The sequence below is a fragment of the Salinicola salarius genome, assembly GCF_002179555.1.
Classification (GTDB): Bacteria; Pseudomonadota; Gammaproteobacteria; order Pseudomonadales; family Halomonadaceae; genus Salinicola; species Salinicola salarius_A.
Genome location: NZ_NHOU01000006.1, coordinates 182,267 through 202,469, shown reverse-complemented (window position 1 = coordinate 202,469; position 20,203 = coordinate 182,267). Strand labels below are relative to the sequence as shown.

Sequence of the window (20,203 nt, the reverse complement as noted above, 5' to 3'; positions counted from 1 at the left end):
GCCGCATTCCTCGCAGGCGATGGGATCGGGCACGTCCACCTGGAAGTGCATTTCGTCGTCGGTTGATTTGCAGCCCAGTACTTGGTATTGCGGCAGGTGAAGGATGTTGTCGGGACGTTCGGTCATGGTGTTGTATAGGCGTAGGTGTCAGTCAGATCCATCCGGCTCGGCATTGGTGTTTGCTTTTTTACCCAACAAGCTGCTGGAAACGAAAAGTAAGGCACCGAGGACAATTGCAATATCAGCCAGGTTGAAGGCCGGCCAATGCCAGTCTCGCCAATAGAAATCAAAGGAATCCACAACATAGCCGCGAAAGACCCGGTCAATCAGGTTGCCCATGGCGCCACCGAGGATAAGACTGTAAGCGATGGCTTCTCCTTTATGACGATTTTCAAGGATCAGCTTGATCAGAAAAATCGAGACCACTACCGCGATTCCGATAAAAAAGTAGCGCTGCCAGCCTCCACCATTCGCAAAAAGACTGAATGCGGCACCGGTGTTCCATAGGTGCACCCAGTTAAAGAACGGGGTCACCGAAACATACTCGCCATAGGCCATTGATTGCTGCACCAGCCACTTTACAGCCTGATCAGACGCTGCCAGCAGGCCCGATATGGACAATAGGGCATACGGCGAGAGCTTTTTGCCAATAATGAGCATTATTTAACCCTTCAACGCCAAAATGCGTCTGGCACCGTTAAGTACAATGCCCCCCGCGATGGTGCCGATAATCAGATCCGGATAATTGGAACCGGTCCACGCGACCAGGGCGCCGGCGGTGATGACCCCCAGGTTGATCACCACGTCGTTGGCCGAGAATATCCAGCTTGCCTTCATGTGCGCCCCGCCTTCCCGATGTTTGGATATGAGCAGCAGACAACTGGTATTGGCAATCAATGCGACGAATGCGATAGCCATCATCACCAGCGATTCAGGCTCACTACCGAATACAAAGCGTCTCACCACCTCTACGAGCACGCCCACAGCCAAGATCAGTTGCAGTACACCAGCAAGATGCGCGGCACGTACCTGCATTTTCACGCTATGTCCAACCGCATAAAGGGCAAGCCCGTACACCGCCGCATCGGCAAAATTGTCCAGGGATTCTCCAATCAGGCCGGTGGACTGGGCGATCAGACCGGCAGTCATTTCCACCACGAACAGAAGTGCATTGATGCCGAGCAACCAGCGCAGGGTCCCGGATTCTTGCTTAGCAGAAGCTGCCGAAAACTCGGCGGCCTTGATGGTCTCCGGATTTGCAGCGACGGTTTCCTGAAGCGAGGCGCCTAGCCCCAAGGTCTTCAGTTTCGAGGTGACGGGCTCGACCTCGCCGTCATGCACGACCTTCAGCCGGCGGTTCGACAAGTCGAAGGACAGCGCCCGAATCTCCTCAAAGCCGTTCAGGGCTAGGCGAATCATTCGTTCTTCTGATGGACAGTCCATCTTCGGCACGGCATAAACACTGACCCATCTCCCTGGCGCCTCGGAGGAGGCCTGTATATCGGTATCCGCTGCGGACGTTGCATCACCGCCACAGGCGCCACCACAGGATTTGCTCATGATACGACTCCACTTGAACAATGTTGTGGTACCATTTAAAACTATAAAGCTACTATAAGGTCAATAGAGTAAAGAATCCGTTGGGGAGGAGGCTGATGCGCATTGGTCAGTTGGCGCAGTTGGTAGGGGTCGAAACACAGACGATCCGCTTCTATGAACAGCAGGGCTTGTTGCCGCCGCCTGATCGGCAGGACAACGGTTACCGTGTCTATACCGAGAAGCATGGTGAGGGGCTGGCCTTCATCCGTCGCTGCAGAATCCTGGGCCTGTCACTGGCTGAGATTCACGAACTACAGAGCTATCAGGACGCCCCTCATCAGCCTTGTACCGCCGTCAACGCCTTGCTCGATGATCACATCTCTCATGTGCGGTCGCAGATAACCGCTCTGCAAGCGCTTGAGAAACAACTCGTTTCACTGAGAGCGAGTTGCAACGATGACCGGGAAGTTGAGGCGTGTGGGGTTCTTGCTGGAATTAGCGAAGGAAACATGCACCAGCAGTAGGTGAAGCATCAACCAGATAATCCGATGAGATGCCGGTCTGTCTCACTCTCATGCAAAGGTAAGATCAACCATTTAATCCGCTTACCCTCAATTGGAAGTGACCGTCAAGCAACCGAAAACCCTCCGCGAAGATCCCCGCTATGCCGAAGTGAAAGTCGACAAATGGCAGGTGGCCGTCACTACCGCACCAGCCCGTCGTGACCTGGCCAAGCAGAAAATCAAGCTGGAGATCGCCAACATCCCTGCCTACACGCGGCAGGCACGGGGCTTGCAGCTACACTACCCGTTCCTGCCTGACGGCTATGCAGATCTGCTGGTCCTCACCGAGACAATGGACGAGGTGATGGCCGACAAACTGGTATCGCTGGTCAATACCCGGCGCTACGTCCGTAACCGCGATATCTGGGACCTGCAATGGCTGAAACAGCAAGGTGCGCAGCCAGACGCTACCCTGGTCCAGAAGAAACTGTCCGACTACCGAATAACGGACTATGTCGCCAAGGCAGAAGACTTGATCGAACGCCTCCCGGGGATCATTCAGGGAGCGGCGTTCCAGCAGGAAATGCAGCGATTCCTGCCAGCCGATACGCTCGACCGGACCTTGCGCAATCCAAGGTTTGCGGACTATCTGGCCCCGAGAACTGGCAAGCACTTTCTCGCAGCTCATCGATCCGCTCGAAGGCCGGAAGCCGGCGGGACCGGCTCCGGAATTCTTGCTGTAAACGCCAAAACACGCAGGTTTCGGTCGTCGAAAAGCCGCTGCTAACCGAGGAGCTGTGTGCCCTGCTTGCCCGGCACCAGCCGCCAGTAGCGGTCGCAGCGGGGCAGTGCCGCTTCGTCGTGCCCCAGCAATAGCGCCGTGCGTCCGGCCAGCCAGGCGTCCAGTGTCGTTGCGAGCGACGCGGCGGTGGCGGCGTCCAGTCCACTCAAGGGTTCGTCGAGGATCACCAGCGGCGAATCGCGCAGCATCACCCGCGCCAGTGCGACCCGGCGCGCCTGACCGCCGGAAAGCTGGCGCCCCTGCTCGCCAACCCAGGTTTCCAGCCCTTCCGGCAGCGCCTCCGCCCAGGCCTTGAGTTCGACACGCTCGAGCGCATCCCACAGCTGCGCATCGCTGGCGTCCGGGTCGCCCATGCGCAGGTTGGCGGCCAGGGTGTCGTGGAACAGCTCGCTGCGCTGGGTGAGATAACCGATCCGCGCTCGCAGGGAGTCGGGGGCGAGCCCGGCAATATCCTGATGATCGAATTCGACACGTCCACCCTGTGGGTCGAAGGCGCGCACGGCCAGTTGCGCCAGCGTCGACTTGCCGATCCCCGAGGCGCCGATGATGCCGATACGCTGGCCGGGGTCGAGGGAAAGATTCAGGCCGCTGAACACGACTCGCGCTCCGTGGGCGACCTCGACGTTTCGATAGCTCAGCGACGGCGCCGCGCCGCCCGAGGTCAAGCGCTCGCCGGTCAGCGGCGTCTTCAGTTCGGCCTGGGCGTTGAGTCGCTCCGCCGCTCTCACCGTTGCCCCCAGTTGCGTGAAGGCCATCGGCAGGTTGCCCAGGCCTTCGCTCACCGCGAGCGTCCCCAGCGCCAGCATCACCATGACCGGACCGCTCACCTGCCCGCTACGAAAGGCTTCGAGCCCCAGCAGCAGCACGGCCAGCGTGGCCAGTTGGATTCCCACGGTGACGACGAGATTGCCCGTTGCCGTGCGCTGGCCGAGTCGGCGCTGATCGTCGAGCAGCGCCCGCTCTTCGCGATGCCAGAGCGCGCGGTGGGCATCCAGTGCGCGGTAGCTGGTCAGTTCCGCCAGCCCTTCGACCTGCTCGATCGCGCGGACGCGCAGTCGTTCCTGACGGTCGACCCGGCGATGGCTGGCTCGCCACCCCCACCAGGCGCAGCCGGCGGTGGCAACCAGCCCCAGCGGCAACAGAACGGCTAGCAGGACGATTCCCGCGATGGGCAGAAACGCCGCCGCGAAGGCCGCGAAGGCCAGGATGCTGATTAGCGCGACCAGCGGCGGCGCCAGCAGGCGCAGGTAGAGGTTGTCGAGGGTGTCGATATCCGCCGTCAGCCGGTTGAGCCACTGGGAAGCGCGTGCCCGTGCCAGCGTGCGCGCATCCAGCGTGACCAGCCTCGCGAACACGCGCCCGCGCAGATCGGCCAGCAGCCGCAATATCGTATCGTGATTGTAGAGCCGCTCCAGATAGCGACTGACCGTGCGCGAGACGGCGAAGAATCGAATCCCGCCCCCCGGCGTGAACACGTCCAGATAGCCCGAGGCGCTGACCGCCGCGATCGCCGTGGCGGTAATGAACCAGCCGGAGAGCGACAGCAGCCCCAATGCGCTGAGCAGCGTGGCGAGCATCAGCACCGCCCCCAGCAGCAGGCGCCCGCGACGTTCGGCCAGAACGCCGAGCCATGGCCGCAGAGATAGCAGTGCTTTCATGAGTTCGTCTCCCGCGCATCGGCCGAGCGCTCGACCCGTGACAACCGCCCCTGTTCGATCGCGAAGACCCGGCCGGCCATCGCCATGATCGCCGGATGGTGGGTAGCGACGATCAGCGTCCGCCCGCTCGCCGCCAGTTGCGTCAGCCCCGCGATCACGTGCTGTTCGGTTTCCGGGTCCAGCGCCGCCGTCGGCTCGTCCAGCAGGACCAGCCTGGCCGGGGAGAGAAACACTCGGGCCAGCGCCAGCCGTTGCCCTTCGCCACCGGAAAGCCCGACGCCGCGTTCTCCCAACGGCGTCTCGAGCCCGCCCGGTGCCGATGCCAGCCACTGGCCCAGCCCGGCCTGCGTCAACGCGTTGCGCAAAGACTCGTCGCTGGCATCGGGCGCGACCAGCCGCAGGTTGTCGGCAAGCGTTCCCTGGATGATCAGCGGGCGCTGATCCAGCCAGGCGATGGCCGGATCGCGCCGTACCTCGACCTGCCCCGCACTGGGCGCAATGAAGCCGGCGATCAGTTGCAACAGACTGGATTTACCGCTGCCGGATGGGCCGATCAGCGCCACTACTTCACCGGTATCGATACGCAGCGACAGCGGCCCGAGAATCCGTTCGCGCCCCGCATGGCGCAGTTCAACGTTCACGAGCTCGACGGCACCCGGGACAAGCTCACGACTGGCCGTCTTGTCAGATCGGTCGCATTCCGCAGGTGCGGCTTCGTCGGCATCCGGTTCGAGCAGTGACACCAGCCCTTCGGCGGCCCCCAGGGCGGAGGCGCGATCATGATAGTGCTGGGAGAGCGTGCGCAGCGGCTGGAAGAACTCCGGCGCCAGCAGCAGGATGAACAGCCCGCTGAACAGATCGAGCTGCTCGGCCGGCCCGTACTGGATGTAGCCGAGCAGGCCGAGACCGATATAGATGGCCACGACGGCCACCGACACGGCAGCGAAGAATTCGAGTACCGCCGATGACAGAAACGCCACCCGCAGCGTCTTGAGGCTGCGCCGGCGATAGTCGTGGGCAACCTCGCTGACCTCTTCGACGCTGCGCTCGGCGAGCCCGAAGAGCTGAAGGGTGGCGATCCCCCGCACCCGATCGAGAAAATGACCGGAAAGCCGGGTGACCGCCTGGAACTGCGCCTCGTTGAGACGCTGGGCGCCCATGCCGATCAGCGCCATGAACAGCGGAATCAAGGGGGCGGCGATCAGCAACCAGATCGCCGCCAGCCAGTTGAGCCAGAACACCACGACGAGATAGACCAGCGGAATCAGCGCTGCCAACACCATCTGCGGCAGGAAGCGGGAGTAGTAGCCTTCCAGCGACTCGACCTGATCCACCAGTTGACTGGCCAGCCCCGCGCTATGGCGGGAAGCCAGGCGCACCGGCCCCAGCTGCTGCAGGCGCACCAGCAGGCGCGCCCGCACCTGCTGCTTGACCCGCAGGCCGCAAGCCTGACCGCAGACCTCCTGCCCCCACTGCGCCAAGGCACGGGCGGCAATGGCGATTACGATCAGCGCGACGCCGATGGCGACATCGCCCAGCGTGGCCTGGTTCGAGACGACATCGTCGACGACCCAGGCCAGTGCGCCCATCTGGATCAAGGTCGCGAGGCCCGCCAGCAGGCCGCAGCCGACGGCGCCTCGATACCAGGGCCGGACGCCGGCCGCTTGCTGCTTCAACCACGCTCTCGAAGCGCTCGTACGTGAAGCGCTCGTACGTGAAGCGCCCGTACGTGAAGTGCCCGTACGTGAAGCGTTCATACGTGACGGACCCGTGGTTCGCCTCGCGGCACTCAATGGTAGCCCTCACCCACGCGGACCTTGCCGCGGAAGACCCAGTAGGACCACGCGGTGTAGGTCAGCACGATCGGTACCACGAACAGCACGCCGATCAGGATGAAGAACTGGGATTCCGGCGCCGAGGCGGCGTCCCAAAGCGTGTAGTCCGGCGGAATCACGTAAGGCCAGCGACTGACCAGCAGTCCCAGGTAGGTGAAGATGAACAGGCCCAGTGTCAGCAGGAAGGCCAGACCTTCACGCCGGCGACGAGTCGCCACATAGATGCCCACGGCGCACAGCAGCGCCGCGAACGGCAGCAGCCAGATCACCTGCATGTGGTCGAACCAGCGATCGAACACGCCCGGATCGATCCACGGGGTCCACAGGCTGACGATGACGAACACGGCCAGTACACCGATCAGCAGCTTGGGAATCAGACCTCGCGCCCATTCGCGAACGTGCCCTTCCGACTTCAGCACCAGCCAGGTCGCGCCCAGCAGGGTATAGCCGACCACCAGCCCGAGACCGGTCAGGATGGAGAACGGGGTCAGCCAGTCGAACGCCCCACCGGTGTAGACACGATCGGCGGTTTCGAAACCCTGGATATAGGCACCCACCACGCAGCCCTGCGCGAACGCTGCAACGAAGGAGCCACCGGCGAACGCGGCATTCCACCAGCCGCGCGTGCGCTTGGACTTGAAGCGGAATTCGAACGCCACCCCGCGGAAGATCAGGCCGGCCAGCATCAGGAAGACGCCCAGATAAAGCGCCGGCAACAAGATGGTGTAGACCAGCGGGAAGGCCGCGATGAGTCCGGTGCCCCCGAGTACCAGCCAGGTTTCGTTGCCATCCCACACCGGCGCGACGGAATTCATCATCACGTCGCGGGCATCCTCGTCGGGCGCAAACGGAAACAGGATGCCCAAGCCCAGGTCGAACCCATCCATCAACACATACATGATGATGCCGAAAGCGATGATGACGGCCCAAAATAGTGAAAGATCGAACATTTCCATGGTTTAACTCCTGGACGAGGCGGTGCTGCCGTCAAAGGGAACACGGGTAGCGGAAAGCGGACGCTCGGGGCGGTCGTAATCGTGCATCTCCTCGTCTTCGCCGAGCTCATCCAGGCCCTGACGCACGACCTTGAAGAGGTAGTAGACGCCGGCCCAGAAGATCACCGCGTAAACCGCGATATAGCCGATCAGCGTCGCCAGCACCATTCCACCGGAAAGCGAAGGCGTAACGGCGTCGGCGTAGGAAAGAACGCCATAGACCAGCCACGGCGAGCGGCCGACCTCGGTCACGAACCACCCGGCCAGTACCGCCACGAACGGCGCCAGGCTCATCCCTTGCAAGCCGTGCAGAAACCAGCGCGAGGTATAGATTCGATCGCCCCGGCGCAGCACCAGTCCGGCCACGGCGAAAGCGATCATCAACATACCGAGCGCGACCATGACGCGGAAGCTGTAGAAGACGATCCACACCGGTGGCTGCTGGTCGACGGGGATATCCTTGAGCCCCGGCACCACGCCGTCGGCATCATGGCGCAGAATCAAGCTGGCGCCATTGGGGATGCCGATCTCCATCCGGTTGCCCTGCAGGCCACGATCCGGCAGTGCGAACAGCAAAAGCGGTACGTTGGACTGGGTGTCCCAGTTGCCTTCCATGGCCGCGATCTTCTCCGGCTGATGTTCTAGCGTATTGAGACCGTGCTCGTCACCAATCCAGGCCTGTAGCGGGGTCAGAATCAGCAGCAACCACATGGTCATGGAAAGCGCTCGCTTGTGCGCTTCCACATCACGCCGCCGCAGCAGGAACCAGGCACTGACGCCGCAAACCACGAAACCGCCGGTCAGAAACGCCGCCATCGCCATGTGCGCGAAGCGATACGGGAAGGAAGGGTTGAAAATGGCCTCGATCCAGGAGGTGACATGCACCATGCCCTCGCGAATCTCGTAGCCCTGCGGCGTCTGCATCCAGCTATTGGTTGCCAGAATCCAGAACGCCGAGATGAACGTCCCCGCGGCGACCATCAGCGCTGCGAAGAAGTGCACCGAAGGCGACACCCGATGACGACCGAACAGCAGCACGCCGAGGAAGCCGGCCTCGAGGAAGAAGGCGGTGATGACCTCGTAACTCAACATCGGTCCGATGAAGTTCGAGGCGAACTGGGAGAAGTTGCTCCAATTGGTGCCGAACTGGAATGCCATGACGATTCCCGTCACCACACCCATGGCGAAGACGACGGCGAAGATCTTGGTCCAGAATAATCCCAACCGATCCCACACGGCTTCACCGGTGGCTACGTAAAGGCCCTGAAGCAAGGCCACGTATGAGGCCAAACCGATCGTGAAGACCGGAAATATGGTATGAAAAGAGACCACGAAAGCGAACTGCAATCGTGACAACAGGATAGGATCTAATGCCATGGCTGACTCCTCGCAAGCGTTCAGGGCAGCGGTTCCCTCATGCCCCGACGACAGATGTTTCTTCGTTCTGTTTGCCCGTCGAACGACCATTGCAGCCGTCGATGCTTAACATCGCTTTACATCATAAGGAAAGTGTTTCCGTCGGCCGCCGTGTCCTGATGTCGCATGCCAGCGTCGACCTTTCCCTTTTTCTCCCTAGACAACCTAGGCAATAGTGCCGGAAGTCGCCAACGACGAGGGCTTGCGACCAGCCTCGAGGCTTACCGAGTGCGACGTCATGGCCTCGATGGAATTCATCTCTGCGACAATCTGTCAGCCTGACAGGATCGAATCGGCCTACCCGGCTCTCTCCTCGCCCGCCCTTGCTGCTCCGCGCGGAGTCCCTTCATTCGTCGGGTGCTGTTCGTGAACCAGGCTCTTGCCGACGATATGCAAGCGTTTCGGCGACGCGCAAGCGTTTCGACGACGCGCAAGCGTTCCGGTCAGACGCAAGGCTTTGGTCAAATAGTCATACAAAGTCGAATCGCGTAAGGTCCTAATGGCTACTGCGCTATTCGATTGCTCGACAACCACCGCCATTTCACGAGGCGCTTCGTGACCGATCCCGCCACATCGACGTCCTCTTCCGCAACCCAAGCCACGCCGGCACGCGCAGTGCCAGCGCTATGGATGCTGGTGCTCATCACGCTGGCCGGTACGTTGGCCATGCATATCTTCGTGCCGGCACTGCCCATTGCCGGCGAGGCGCTGAGCGCCGACAACGCCCAGATGCAGTTGACCATCAGCCTCTACATTCTGGGGCTGGCGATCGGCCAACTCTTCTACGGCCCGCTCTCCGACGCGGTAGGCCGACGACCGGCACTGATGCTGGGCATGCTGATCTACAGCGTGGCGGGGATCGTTGCCTGGCAGGCGCAAAGCGTCGAGACGCTGATCACGGCGCGCTTCTTCCAGGCCTTCGGCGGCTGTGCCGGGCTGGCACTGGGCCGCGCCATGATCCGCGACACCGCTGCGCCGGACCGCGCCGTGCAACGGCTGGCAGTGCTCAATCTGGTCGTGGCCATCGGGCCGGCCATGGCACCGCTCATCGGCAGCCTGCTGACCACCACGCTGGGTTGGCGTACCGTGCTGCTGGCACTGTGCCTGATGGGCGTGGGCAACCTGCTGTTCGTCTGGCGGCTGATGCCGGAGACCGCGAAGCCCAGCGGCCGGATCGATCTGCTCAATCTGGCGCATGAATATCGAACGCTGATCCGCTCGCCGGCCTTCATCGGTTACGCCATCGGCGGCGGTTGTGTCACCACCGCGATGTTTGCCTTCGTCGCTTCGGCGCCGTTCATCTTCGTCGAACAACTGGGCAAGCCGGCAAGCCACGTGGCGTATTACCTTTCTCTGCTGATCCTGAGCATTTCGCTGGGCAACTTCATCACCAACCGCACCATCCATCGTATCGGGCTGGTTCGACTGATGCTGTCGGCCAGCTTTCTGAGCCTGGCCGGCGGGATATCGATGCTGACCGTCGTGCTCGCCGGTTGGACTTCAGTCGTCACCCTCGAAGCCTCGATGCTGCTGTTCACCTTCGGCGTGGGCATGACCGGGCCGACCGCGTTGACGCTGGCGGTGGGCATCAACCCCAAGGTCGTCGGTTCCGCCGCCGGTCTTTACGGGTTCGCCCAGATGGGCATCGGCGCGCTCTGCACGGCGCTGGCCGGACTCGGCGACGACCCGGCCCTGGCCGCGGCCCTGGTGCTCGCCACGGCTGCCGTGATCGGCCAGATCGCGCTGAGGAGCGCCTTGCGATTCGATCGCCAGCAGCATCATTGATCGCGTGACTACCGCGCCGGCGGAACGCCTCGAATACCGCCACACCCTTCGCGCCTGATGCGTTCGTCTAACGGAGCGCGCCTCTCTTCTTCGGTAGGGTAGACGTACCACAACAGCGCATCGTGGATGCGGTCCATGCCGCACTCACTATCAACAAGGATCACTCATGAACGCTATCTGGATTGCCCTGTTCGGCGCCGTGTGTTTCGTGATGGGCTATCGCTTCTATTCGAAGTTCATCGCCGAACGCATTTATCGACTCGATGCCGACTTCCAGACGCCGGCGCACGCCTATCGCGACGGCGTCGACTACGTGCCCACCAACAAGTGGATTCTCTGGGGCCACCATTTCACGTCGGTGGCCGGAGCGGCGCCCATCGTGGGGCCTGCCATCGCGATCTACTGGGGCTGGCTGCCGGCCATCCTGTGGGTCGTGCTGGGGACCGTCTTCGCCGCCGGGGTGCACGATTTCGGCGCGGTGGTGCTCTCCAACCGCCACAAGGGCCATTCGATCGGCACGCTGGCCAACAAGCTGATCGGACAGCGCGCCAAATTGCTGTTCCTGTTCATCATCTTGATCCTGGTGTTGATGGTCAACGCGGTCTTCGCCTGGGTCATCGCCAAGCTGTTCATCACCTTCCCGGCCAGTGTGCTGTCGGTCTTCATCCAGATCCCGCTCGCCGTGTGGATCGGCTACCGCGTCTATCGCCATTCGGGCTCGATGCTGCTGCCGTCGGTGATTGCACTGGCCGTGATGTATGGCGCAGCGCTGCTGGCCAGCGAGATTCCCCTGCTGCAGATCGATCTGGTGAGCTGGTTCGGCGGTGCCGAGGCGCCGGTCGTGGGTGGTTTCAACGGCACCTCGATGGCCTTTCTGGTCTGGATCGTGGTGCTGATGACATACGTCTACATCGCCTCGACGCTCCCCGTCTGGAAGCTGTTGCAGCCGCGCGATTACATCAATTCGCACCAGCTCGTGGTCGGCCTGGCGCTGCTGTATCTGGGGCTGCTGTTCGGTGCACCGGAAATGACCGCCCCCAGCGTCAACGGCGAAGCGGACATCAGCTGGTACCCGCTGCTGTTCATCACCATCGCCTGCGGGGCGATTTCCGGCTTCCACGGCCTGGTCGCCTCGGGCACCACGTCCAAGCAGCTCGACAAGGAAACCGATGCCCGCATGGTCGGCTACGGGGGCGCTCTGGGTGAAGGCATGCTGGCGATGATCGCGATCATCGCGGTGGGCACCCTGTTCGCCTCCGGTACCGATTTCACCGCGACGTACTCGAGCTTTTCCGCGGCCGGCTCCAACGGCCTGGGCTCGTTCGTGAAAGGCGCTGGCCAGCTTGCCGGCAATCTGGGCATTCCCGAGCACATGGGCTCGACCCTGGTCGCGGTGATCGTGGTGAGCTTCGCCGCCACCACGCTCGACACCGCCGTGCGCCTGATGCGTTACATCATCGCCGAGCTGGGCAACGAGTACGGCATGCCGGTGATCGCCCGCAAGCACGTCGCGACCAGCATCGCCGTCATCGCCAGCGCCGCGCTGGTCATCCTGCCCGAAGGCCCCAACGGCTTCGGCTCCGGCGGCTACCTGCTGTGGCCGTTGTTCGGCACCAGCAACCAGCTGCTGGCCGGCATCACGCTGATGCTGGTCTCGGTATGGCTCAAGCGCCAGGGCCGCCCGGTGGTCTTCACCCTGGTTCCCATGCTGTTCCTGCTGGTCATGACGCTGTGGGCCATGGGGCAGCAGGTGATCTTCACCTGGTCGGGCTTCGGCGATGCCGACCGCAACCTGCTGCTGTTCACCTTCGGCAGCCTGATCATGGTGTTCACGCTGTGGATCCTGCTCGAGGCGTCGCGAAGCTTCCGTCAGGGTGACCCGGCCGCGCAGCAGCAACCGCTGAGTTCCGATGAATCACGCTGATGACGACGGTTCCGTGATCGCCCTGTGGCGATCACGGTTGCGCCGCGCGATCCAGGGTTACGACGCGGTCCTGAGCTTGCCGCACCGGCGCGAAATCGCCCGGGAGCTTCAGGATGAGGAGGACCTCTTCATGCTGCTGTGCTTCTGCGACATGATGGGCATCCCCAATCCCGTCAGCGACATGACCCTGGAGCTGTACCCGCACATGCTCGAGCGCTTCCATGAATGGCACCAGCGCCAAGGCATGCCGCGTTCGCCACTGGATGGATTTCGCTGCTGCTGAGCGTGCCTGTCCCACGAGGAACTACTCATGGCCAAGAGCCTTTTCTTCGGCGGCAAGGGCGGGGTCGGCAAGACCAGCTGCGCCACCGCCTACGCGCTTGGCTGCGCGGCGGCCGGCTGGCGCACCCTGCTGGTCTCCACGGACCCGGCGCACAATCTGGCCGATCTGTTCGGACGCGCGCCGGGGCCGACCCCCACACGCATGCAGGCCGGCCTCGATGTCGTCGAACTCGATCCCGACCACGAAACGCAACGCTACCTGGAGCAGGTCAAGGCCACGCTGCGTCCTCTGGTCAGCGGCGAGCGCAGCGCGACGGTGTTTCGCCAGCTCGATCTGGCGCGGCACGCGCCCGGCACCGAGGAAGCCGCCCTCTTCGATGCCCTGGTCGGCCTGTTGCTGGATACCGGCGAGAAGTACGATCGGCTGATCTTCGACACCGCCCCCGGCGGGCACACGGTTCGCCTGCTGGCGCTCCCCGAGATCATGGGCGCCTGGGTGGAAGGCTTGATGCAACGCCGCCGCAAGGTGCGCAGCGACTACAAGGCGTGGCTGGGCGACGGCGAGGTGGTCGACGATCCCATTCAGGAAACGCTGATGCGTCGTCGCGGACGCCTCGCCGCCGCCCGCGAGCACTTGACCTGTCCTGCGCATTCGGCGGTGATCCTGGTCGCCAACCCGGAACGCCTGCCGGCACTGGAAACCGCGCGCACCCGCGAGCTGCTCGAAAGCCATGGCCTGCACGTCGGTGCCGTGGTGATCAACAAGTGCCTGCCCGCCGAGGTCGACAGCCAATGGCTCGCCAATTGGCGCGAGGAACAACGCCCCTGGATCGAACATCTCGAGGCGTCTTTCCCCGACCGCGAGCGCATACGCATCGACCACCAGCCCCATGCGCCCGCTTCCTGCAGCGACCTGACGCCGCTCCAGGAGGCACTGGGTGGACTGGCCCCCTGGCACGCTCACGCCTGAAAGACAGGCCGCTAGTGTCGATCCATTTACCGTGCACCGATCACGCTGTAGACCAGCCACGCGGTGTAGGCCACGAAACTGGCAAGCAGCAAAGCGCCCTCCAGACGGTTGATGCGCCCCTGCCCCTTGAGCCCGATGCCGAATATCAACAGCGCCAGCGTCAGGGCCGCCATGACCGGCCAATCCCGCACCAGGACCGCGCCGTCGACGTCGATCGGATCGATGACACCCGCCAGCCCCACCACGGCGAGGGTATTGAAGAGGTTGGAACCCACTACGTTGCCGAGGACGAGGTCGTGCTCGTTCTTGCGAACCGCACTGATCGAGGAAGCCAGTTCCGGCAATGACGTGCCGATGGCGACCACCGTCAACCCGATGACCAGATCGCTGACCCCGAATGCCGAGGCGATATCCACCGCTCCCCAGACCAGCAGACGTGAGCTGACGATCAGCAAGACCAGGCCCACCAGGGTCCAGGTGATCGCCCGCTTGAGCGTCATCGCCTGGGTCTCGAGGTCGGCCGTGGTGTTGTCGGCGAGCTTGTCACTGCCCTGCTGCCGGCCGCGTATGATGCTGTAGGTCAAGAAGGCTGCCAGCATTGCCAGCAGCAGTACCGCGTCCCAGCGCGACACGGCACCATCCTGAAGGCACCAGAGCGATGCCAGGGTCACCAGCATGAGCAGCGGCAACTCTTGACGCAGCACTTGCGAGTGCATGGTCAACGGACTGAGCAGGGCCACGAACCCCACGATCAAGCCGATATTGGCGATGTTGGAGCCATAGGCGTTGCCCAACGCCAGGCCAGGGTTGCCTTGCCAGGCGGAAAGCGCCGACACCATCAATTCCGGCGCCGAGGTACCGAGTCCGATGACCACCATGCCGATCAGCAAGGGCGACAATCCCAGATGACGCGACGTCGCGGCCGCGCCATCGACGAAACGGTCGGCACTCCATACCAATACCGCCAGCCCGAGAGCGACGGCGGTGATCGCCATTAGCACGATAGAATCTCCTTGCACCTGATATAGGGATGGTGTGTGTCGGCGCATGCCGGAAACGCATGCCCCAGGGCCGTCGGCGCCAAGCTACTGACAAACATACGCATGTGAATGTACGCTGTTCGCTGCCCTGACCACGCCTGATCGTCGGTCGGCGTCACCGCACGCCACTCTAGATACCAGGCATTGAGGCAAAAGCATAGCGGAACGACAACGCTGCGAGTTGCTATAGTAGCGTGAGATCGATGGTACCGATGGTGGGCAATCGATCAATACTCGAGTCCCCCTTCGGGCCTGGTGCGCCTGAACCAACGGCTCAAGCCATCACGCATCACGACCGACACCCTGGAATATCAACGCGAGACTCAGCTTGGCCGACACGTTTTCGTCACAGACCGCTCATCCAGCGCGCGCGCCGCACGTGGCGACGACTCGTCATTCGCGGCGGCGTCTGCGCGCCTGTCACGAATGCGATCTGCTGGTGGCATTGCCGGCGCTGAAGCCCGGCCAGAAAGCGGACTGCCCCCGCTGCGAGCACACCCTGGCCGTCCGCCATCACAAGCCCGCCGAGCGTAGCCTGGCCCTGGCCATCGGCGCGCTCATCATGCTGCTGCTGTCGGTGGCGTTTCCTTTCGTCAGCTTCGAGGCCCGTGGCGTCAGCAACCGTATCGAGCTGACCGAGACCGCCTCGACGCTGGTCGGCTTCCATGAGCCGCTGGTGGCGATCTGCGTGCTGCTGACCGTGATCATTCTGCCCACGGTCTACCTGTGCGGCGTGATGTGGCTCTCGCTGGGGCTGCTGAGTCGGCGCTTCCTGCCGCATTCGCGGGGTGTCGCCCGGGCGCTGAAACACCTCACCCCCTGGATGATGGCCGATGTCTTCGTCATCGCCGCCCTGGTGAGCCTGATCAAGGTCGCGGGCATGGCCGAGGTCAGCCTGGGTCTCTCTTTCTGGACGTTTTGCGCCTACGCCCTGCTCCTGCTGCTGACGACGCAGTCCCTCGATACCGACTGGATGTGGTTCTCGCTGGCCAGCGAACCCCTGGCGCCGGCGGGCGCACGCCCGGGTGAGCCGGCCTCGCCCCAGGGATTGAGCGGTTGCGCCACCTGCGGCCTGGTCAATCGTCTCGATGCCAACGGACGCGGGCACTGCCGACGCTGCGGTGAATCCCTTCACGCTCGCACGCCCCGCAGCCGTCAGCGCACGCTGGCCCTGCTGCTCGCCGCGGTGGTGATGTACATACCGGCGAACCTGTACCCGATCATGACCACCACGTCGCTGGGCAACAGCTCCCCCTCGACGATCATCAGCGGGGTCATGCTCTTCCTGCAGCATGGCGATATTCCCATCGCCGTGATCATCTTCACCGCCAGCGTGGTCGTGCCCATCGGCAAGATTCTCGCGCTGGGCTGGCTATGCTACGCCGTCCGCCACCGGGGCGAACCGCTGCGCAACGTCACGCGCGTTCGCCTGTACCGCATGACCGAATTCATCGGCCGCTGGTCGATGGTGGATGTTTTCGTGGTCGCCATCCTGGTGGCACTGATACGCGCCGGCGAGTTGATGTCGATAGCGCCCGGCCCCGCCGCGCTCTCTTTCGCTTCCGTGGTCATCCTTACCATGCTGGCCGCGATCAGCTTCGACCCCCGCATGATCTGGGACGATCTGCCCGAAAAACCGCGGCGGCGCGGGATGTCCCGCATCGCCGCCCTCGCTTCTCCACGCAAGGAACCCGACGATGCCTGATGCTCCCCTGCGCGCGACGCGCCACCATCGCCGGCGGCTTTCGCCGATCTGGATCGTACCGCTCGTGGCGGTTCTCATCGGCGCATGGATGCTCTACGACAATCTCTCGGGACTCGGCCCCACGATCACCCTGGAGATGAAAAACGCCGAGGGCATCGAGGCCGGCAAGACATTGATCAAGACGCGCAACGTCGAGGTCGGCCGCGTCGAGGACGTGACACTCTCCGAAGACATGTCCCACACCATCATCACGGCCCGCATGAAGCCCGATACCGAACGCATGCTGAATGACGAGGCGCGCTTCTGGGTCGTCAAGCCGCGTATCGACCGGGAAGGCATCAGCGGACTGGGCACCGTGCTCTCGGGGGCCTATATCCAGCTGCTGCCCGGCAACGGCGAAACCGCCCAGCGTGAATTCGAGGTACTCGACCAACCGCCCGTGGCTCCGCCCGATGCGCCGGGCATTCGCGTCAACCTGGTCAGCAAGGTGGGCAGTTCCCTGCGCGCCGGCGACCCCATCACCTATCAGGGATTCACCGTCGGGCGCGTGGAGAACACCGAGTTCGATCCCGAAGAAAAGGAAATGCGCCATCGCCTTTACATCCAGTCGCCTTATGACGTTCTGGTCACGGACACCACACGCTTCTGGATCTCGTCGGGTGTCGACGTGCGCCTCGACTCCCAGGGCTTTCGGGTCAACGTGGAATCCATGGAATCGCTCATCGGCGGCGGCGTGACCTTCGGCGTGCCGGAGGATGTCGCCATGGGGCATCCCGCCGAATCCGAGGCGACCTACCAACTCTTCAGCGACGAGGAAAGCGCGCGTGAAGGCACCTTCGACCGCTACCTCGAATACGTGCTGCTGGTCGACGACACCGTACGCGGCTTGAGCCGAGGCGACTCGGTCGAGTACCGCGGCGTGCGCGTGGGGACCGTGGAAGCCGTGCCCTGGCGCTTCTCCGCTCCCCAGCCGGATACGCTGAACCGTTTCGCGATTCCGGTACTGATTCGCATCGAGCCACAGCGCTTCGACGACGCCATGGCGAATTTCGACGCCGAGGACTGGCGTGCCCGCCTCGAACGCATGTTCGAGCACGGCCTGCGCGCCACGCTCAAGGCCGGCAATCTGCTCACCGGCGCGCTGTTCGTCGACCTGAACTTCAGCGACGACGCACCTCCCTACGAGGCGATGACGTTCGACGACAAGCCGGTGTTCCCCACCATCTCCGGCGGCTTTGCCCAGATCGAACAGAAGGTCTCCAACCTGCTCGACAAGCTCAACGAGCTGCAGGTCGAACCGATCCTCGATCGTCTGGACGAGACCATGCAGACCTCCCAGCAGACGCTCGAACAGGTGCGCCAGATCGCCGAGTCGGTCAATGCCATCGTCTCCGACCCTGCGACCCAGCAGTTGCCAGGCAGTCTCAATGACACGCTGCAGGAACTTCAGAATACGCTGAATGGCTTCTCTGCCGGTTCTTCGGGGTACCGTCAGCTGAATGACACGCTCAAGCAGCTGGAGATGCTGACGCGGGATCTGCAGCCAGTCGCCAAGACCTTGAGCGAAAAACCCAACGCGCTGATTTTCGACCGTGAAGTTCAAACCGATCCCGTGCCGAGGGCTCCCCAATGATGAAGTCGTCCCTGCCCCGTTGGCGCCGAGTTGGCGCCACCGCCCTGCTGGCGATCGCCGCCGCGGCGCTTGCCGGCTGCGCCTCCCAGTCGACGCCGACCAACCGGTATACCTTGCCGAAGGCCGACAGTCCGCAGCAGGCGAGCGAACCTTCTCCGCAAGCGGCCACGCTGGCGGTCGGTCCTGTCGAGGTGGCCAGCTACCTCGACCAGGAAGGGATCGTCATGCAGACCAGCGATATCGAACTCAACGCGGCCAACCAGAACCTGTGGGCCGAGTCGCTGGGGCAGCAATTGACACGCCGTCTGCGGCAATCGCTGGCGGCCAATCTGCCGGATATCGTAGTCCTGAACACCGCCCGCAGCGAAGCGGGTGCGCAACGACTGACGCTCAGTGTCGACCAGTTTCAGGGCCGCTATGACGGTCAGGCGGTGGCATCGGGGGAATGGCAGCTCCATGATGGCAACGACCTGGTGGCACAGCGCCACTTCGAGGTCGCGCAACCCTTGAGCGATGACGGCTATCCTGCGCTGGTGCGCACTCTGGGTACCGTGTGGGACGACGTGGCGCGGCAAATCGCCGAAGACATCCGCGCTGTCTCGACGACGTCGCCAGCCGCCGACTAAGCAACGCCCAACGTCAAAGCGCCTATCGAACCTGCATGGCAACGTAGTCAGACATGTAGTCAGACAAAGTCTGCCATGCCGGGCTCGATAGACGCTCGGGAGCCGCCGGGTGTTTCTGGCGTGGGCAGAGAGCCCGATCTCGATCGGGAGCCCAGAGGATGAGTGATTCAGGCGATCAGTGATTCAGACGGCTGCGCAGACGCGCTACCGCCTGGCTGTGCAACTGACAGACGCGGGATTCGCTGACGCCGAGCACAGCGCCGATCTCCTTCAAGTTGAGCTCTTCCTGGTAATAGAGCCCCAGCAGCAGCTTTTCCCGCTCCGGCAAGGCATCGATCGCTGCCATCACATTGGTACGGTTGTCTGCATCGAGCAGCGCCTCCAACGGCGATGGCAGGTTACCTTCCGCAACCGAGGCGATGCCGTTCTCGGTGTCGCTCTCGTCGTAAGCCAGCAGAAAGCCGTTGTTGGCATCGGCCAGCAACTGATGGTAATCGTCGCGGGACATGCCCATCTCCTGGGCGATTTCGCGTTCATCCGGCGCCCGCCCCAAGTGCTGCTCCAGCCGACGCACGGCCTGATCCAGTGCCCGGGCGTTTCGCCGCACGCTGCGCGGCATCCAGTCACGACTACGGAGCTCATCGATCATCGCGCCGCGAATGCGCTGGTTGGCATAGGTCGAGAAACTCGCGCCGTGCGAATTGTCGTAGCGCCCCATGGCGTCCAGCAGACCGAGCATGCCGGCCTGAACGAGATCATCGAGTTCCACGCTGGCGGGTAGGCGCACCTGAAGGGAGAGCGCGTGGCGTCTCACCATCGGCATGTACTGCTCAATCAATGCGTGCTGATCGATTTTGCCCTGTGCGGTATACATCGAATGGCCTCGTGCAAAACACCTTACGGTCATGGGACGCATGACCTATATCCCATTATGCCGCGCGGACGCCGAGCCAAGACGGCAAACTGCCCGTTTTCCAGCGGCTATTTCGGCTGTTTGTCGGCCTCACTGGCGGTAGTCGACGATCAGCTGGCCGCCGGAGATTACCCGGTTGCCGTTGGCATGCTTTCCCGGTGGCCACAGGAAACGCAGCCGGAACGGAATGGACGTGGCTCGCCCCGAAAAGCGCTGCGTTTCCCCCCGCGACCGAGCCAGCGGTAGACAGAGCTGCCCATGGCAGAGCCAGGTCTTCAACGTCGGCGCTGGCGTATCGGTCTCGAACACCCAACGAACATTCGCGATTTCGCCCTGTTCCGCCGACGGCGGCAGCGTGATCGGCGCACTTTCCAAGGGTCGCTCCGACACCACGATCGTCTGGCGCGGCAGTTGGCCTACCCAAGTGGCCTGGGCCGCCCAGGCCGGCGCGATCGTACCCATGACCATCACAACCGTGGCGATCGCACCGCCTAGCATGCAGGTGGCCTTTGAGCGCACGTTCGGCACCAGGGAAAACGCTCTTAACAGAGACGACGCCCGTGGCATCGTAGACAGG

At 63.1% G+C, this 20,203-nt stretch carries 18 protein-coding genes and 1 pseudogene; 9 read left to right on the top strand and 10 right to left on the bottom strand.

The features are described from left to right. From CCD76_RS19710 to CCD76_RS07325, 3 genes and pseudogenes are all read right to left on the bottom strand, one after another. A pseudogene (locus CCD76_RS19710) lies at positions 1-126 on the bottom strand (ISL3 family transposase); the annotation flags it as partial. 21 nt (positions 127-147) lie between these two features. Further along, positions 148-660: a signal peptidase II gene (gene lspA / locus CCD76_RS07330; RefSeq protein WP_004863699.1), complete on the bottom strand. Its 513-nt coding sequence runs from the start codon at positions 658-660 to the stop codon at positions 148-150. Positions 661-663: 3 nt separating this feature from the next. Then, the gene (locus CCD76_RS07325; RefSeq protein ID WP_004574643.1) at positions 664-1,560 is read right to left on the bottom strand and encodes a cation transporter; all 897 of its coding nucleotides are present in this window, start codon (positions 1,558-1,560) and stop codon (positions 664-666) included. A 95-nt stretch (positions 1,561-1,655) separates the two neighbouring features. Between CCD76_RS07325 and cadR the strand changes: the two genes are divergently transcribed. Beyond that, positions 1,656-2,063 carry a Cd(II)/Pb(II)-responsive transcriptional regulator gene (gene cadR, locus CCD76_RS07320; protein WP_029396360.1) on the top strand — a complete coding sequence of 136 codons (408 nt, stop codon included), beginning with the start codon at positions 1,656-1,658 and terminating at the stop codon, positions 2,061-2,063. 97 nt (positions 2,064-2,160) lie between these two features. Continuing rightward, positions 2,161-2,829 (top strand): nucleotidyl transferase AbiEii/AbiGii toxin family protein, encoded by a 669-nt coding sequence (locus tag CCD76_RS07315; protein ID WP_256961189.1) that lies wholly within the window; start codon positions 2,161-2,163, stop codon positions 2,827-2,829. On the opposite strand, the gene cydC is transcribed toward CCD76_RS07315, so the two are convergent. The 4 genes from cydC to CCD76_RS07295 all read right to left on the bottom strand — a co-directional run bounded on the left by cydC (position 2,826) and on the right by CCD76_RS07295 (position 8,709). Next, positions 2,826-4,502, bottom strand: a complete 1,677-nt coding sequence (cydC, locus tag CCD76_RS07310; RefSeq protein ID WP_087718870.1) for a thiol reductant ABC exporter subunit CydC — start codon at positions 4,500-4,502, stop codon at positions 2,826-2,828. The genes CCD76_RS07315 and cydC overlap by 4 nt on opposite strands. Further along, entirely contained in the window at positions 4,499-6,178 is a 1,680-nt protein-coding gene (cydD, locus tag CCD76_RS07305; protein WP_306298796.1) for a thiol reductant ABC exporter subunit CydD, read from the bottom strand. The genes cydC and cydD overlap by 4 nt, the downstream gene beginning before the upstream one ends. A 113-nt stretch (positions 6,179-6,291) precedes the next feature. After that, a complete protein-coding gene (gene cydB, locus CCD76_RS07300; protein WP_087718868.1) occupies positions 6,292-7,293 on the bottom strand; it encodes a cytochrome d ubiquinol oxidase subunit II in 1,002 nt (333 codons plus the stop codon). A gap of 3 nt (positions 7,294-7,296) precedes the next feature. Beyond that, entirely contained in the window at positions 7,297-8,709 is a 1,413-nt protein-coding gene (locus tag CCD76_RS07295) for a cytochrome ubiquinol oxidase subunit I (protein ID WP_087718867.1), read from the bottom strand. Between the two features lie 594 nt (positions 8,710-9,303). Here CCD76_RS07295 and CCD76_RS07290 point away from each other — a divergent pair. From CCD76_RS07290 to CCD76_RS07275, 4 genes are all read left to right on the top strand, one after another. After that, positions 9,304-10,533 carry a multidrug effflux MFS transporter gene (locus CCD76_RS07290; RefSeq protein WP_218776985.1) on the top strand — a complete coding sequence of 410 codons (1,230 nt, stop codon included), beginning with the start codon at positions 9,304-9,306 and terminating at the stop codon, positions 10,531-10,533. A gap of 166 nt (positions 10,534-10,699) precedes the next feature. After that, the gene (locus tag CCD76_RS07285) at positions 10,700-12,457 is read left to right on the top strand and encodes a carbon starvation CstA family protein (protein WP_011507300.1); all 1,758 of its coding nucleotides are present in this window, start codon (positions 10,700-10,702) and stop codon (positions 12,455-12,457) included. Continuing rightward, positions 12,444-12,740, top strand: coding sequence for a cory-CC-star protein (locus CCD76_RS07280; protein ID WP_011507301.1), 297 nt, complete (start codon positions 12,444-12,446; stop codon positions 12,738-12,740). The genes CCD76_RS07285 and CCD76_RS07280 overlap by 14 nt, the downstream gene beginning before the upstream one ends. Before the next feature lie 27 nt (positions 12,741-12,767). Then, the gene (locus CCD76_RS07275; RefSeq protein WP_087718865.1) at positions 12,768-13,709 is read left to right on the top strand and encodes an ArsA family ATPase; all 942 of its coding nucleotides are present in this window, start codon (positions 12,768-12,770) and stop codon (positions 13,707-13,709) included. 26 nt (positions 13,710-13,735) lie between these two features. Here CCD76_RS07275 and CCD76_RS07270 read toward each other — a convergent pair whose 3' ends face one another. Continuing rightward, positions 13,736-14,710: a calcium/sodium antiporter gene (locus tag CCD76_RS07270; RefSeq protein ID WP_087718864.1), complete on the bottom strand. Its 975-nt coding sequence runs from the start codon at positions 14,708-14,710 to the stop codon at positions 13,736-13,738. A 367-nt stretch (positions 14,711-15,077) separates the two neighbouring features. Between CCD76_RS07270 and CCD76_RS07265 the strand changes: the two genes are divergently transcribed. Genes CCD76_RS07265 through CCD76_RS07255 form a run of 3 tightly spaced genes read left to right on the top strand, consistent with a single transcriptional unit; the run spans position 15,078 to position 18,713 of the window. Further along, a complete protein-coding gene (locus tag CCD76_RS07265; RefSeq protein WP_373419407.1) occupies positions 15,078-16,454 on the top strand; it encodes a PqiA/YebS family transporter subunit in 1,377 nt (458 codons plus the stop codon). After that, positions 16,447-18,087: an intermembrane transport protein PqiB gene (gene pqiB, locus CCD76_RS07260; protein ID WP_087718863.1), complete on the top strand. Its 1,641-nt coding sequence runs from the start codon at positions 16,447-16,449 to the stop codon at positions 18,085-18,087. The genes CCD76_RS07265 and pqiB overlap by 8 nt, the downstream gene beginning before the upstream one ends. Beyond that, positions 18,084-18,713: a PqiC family protein gene (locus CCD76_RS07255; protein WP_256961188.1), complete on the top strand. Its 630-nt coding sequence runs from the start codon at positions 18,084-18,086 to the stop codon at positions 18,711-18,713. The genes pqiB and CCD76_RS07255 overlap by 4 nt, the downstream gene beginning before the upstream one ends. 175 nt (positions 18,714-18,888) lie before the next feature. On the opposite strand, the gene CCD76_RS07250 is transcribed toward CCD76_RS07255, so the two are convergent. Beyond that, entirely contained in the window at positions 18,889-19,587 is a 699-nt protein-coding gene (locus CCD76_RS07250; protein WP_087718862.1) for an RNA polymerase sigma factor FliA, read from the bottom strand. A 129-nt stretch (positions 19,588-19,716) separates the two neighbouring features. Next, positions 19,717-20,124: a flagellar protein FlhE gene (locus CCD76_RS07245; RefSeq protein WP_179208870.1), complete on the bottom strand. Its 408-nt coding sequence runs from the start codon at positions 20,122-20,124 to the stop codon at positions 19,717-19,719. Positions 20,125-20,203: the final 79 nt, after the last annotated feature.

Coding starts and splice junctions, on each gene's coding strand:
- lspA (WP_004863699.1), bottom strand. CDS start 660: ATGCTCATTATTGGCAAAAAGCTCTCGCCGTATGCCCTATTGTCCATA.
- CCD76_RS07325 (WP_004574643.1), bottom strand. CDS start 1,560: ATGAGCAAATCCTGTGGTGGCGCCTGTGGCGGTGATGCAACGTCCGCA.
- cadR (WP_029396360.1), top strand. CDS start 1,656: ATGCGCATTGGTCAGTTGGCGCAGTTGGTAGGGGTCGAAACACAGACG.
- cydC (WP_087718870.1), bottom strand. CDS start 4,502: ATGAAAGCACTGCTATCTCTGCGGCCATGGCTCGGCGTTCTGGCCGAA.
- cydB (WP_087718868.1), bottom strand. CDS start 7,293: ATGGAAATGTTCGATCTTTCACTATTTTGGGCCGTCATCATCGCTTTC.
- CCD76_RS07295 (WP_087718867.1), bottom strand. CDS start 8,709: ATGGCATTAGATCCTATCCTGTTGTCACGATTGCAGTTCGCTTTCGTG.
- CCD76_RS07285 (WP_011507300.1), top strand. CDS start 10,700: ATGAACGCTATCTGGATTGCCCTGTTCGGCGCCGTGTGTTTCGTGATG.
- CCD76_RS07280 (WP_011507301.1), top strand. CDS start 12,444: ATGAATCACGCTGATGACGACGGTTCCGTGATCGCCCTGTGGCGATCA.
- CCD76_RS07275 (WP_087718865.1), top strand. CDS start 12,768: ATGGCCAAGAGCCTTTTCTTCGGCGGCAAGGGCGGGGTCGGCAAGACC.
- pqiB (WP_087718863.1), top strand. CDS start 16,447: ATGCCTGATGCTCCCCTGCGCGCGACGCGCCACCATCGCCGGCGGCTT.
- CCD76_RS07255 (WP_256961188.1), top strand. CDS start 18,084: ATGATGAAGTCGTCCCTGCCCCGTTGGCGCCGAGTTGGCGCCACCGCC.
- CCD76_RS07250 (WP_087718862.1), bottom strand. CDS start 19,587: ATGTATACCGCACAGGGCAAAATCGATCAGCACGCATTGATTGAGCAG.
- CCD76_RS07245 (WP_179208870.1), bottom strand. CDS start 20,124: ATGCTAGGCGGTGCGATCGCCACGGTTGTGATGGTCATGGGTACGATC.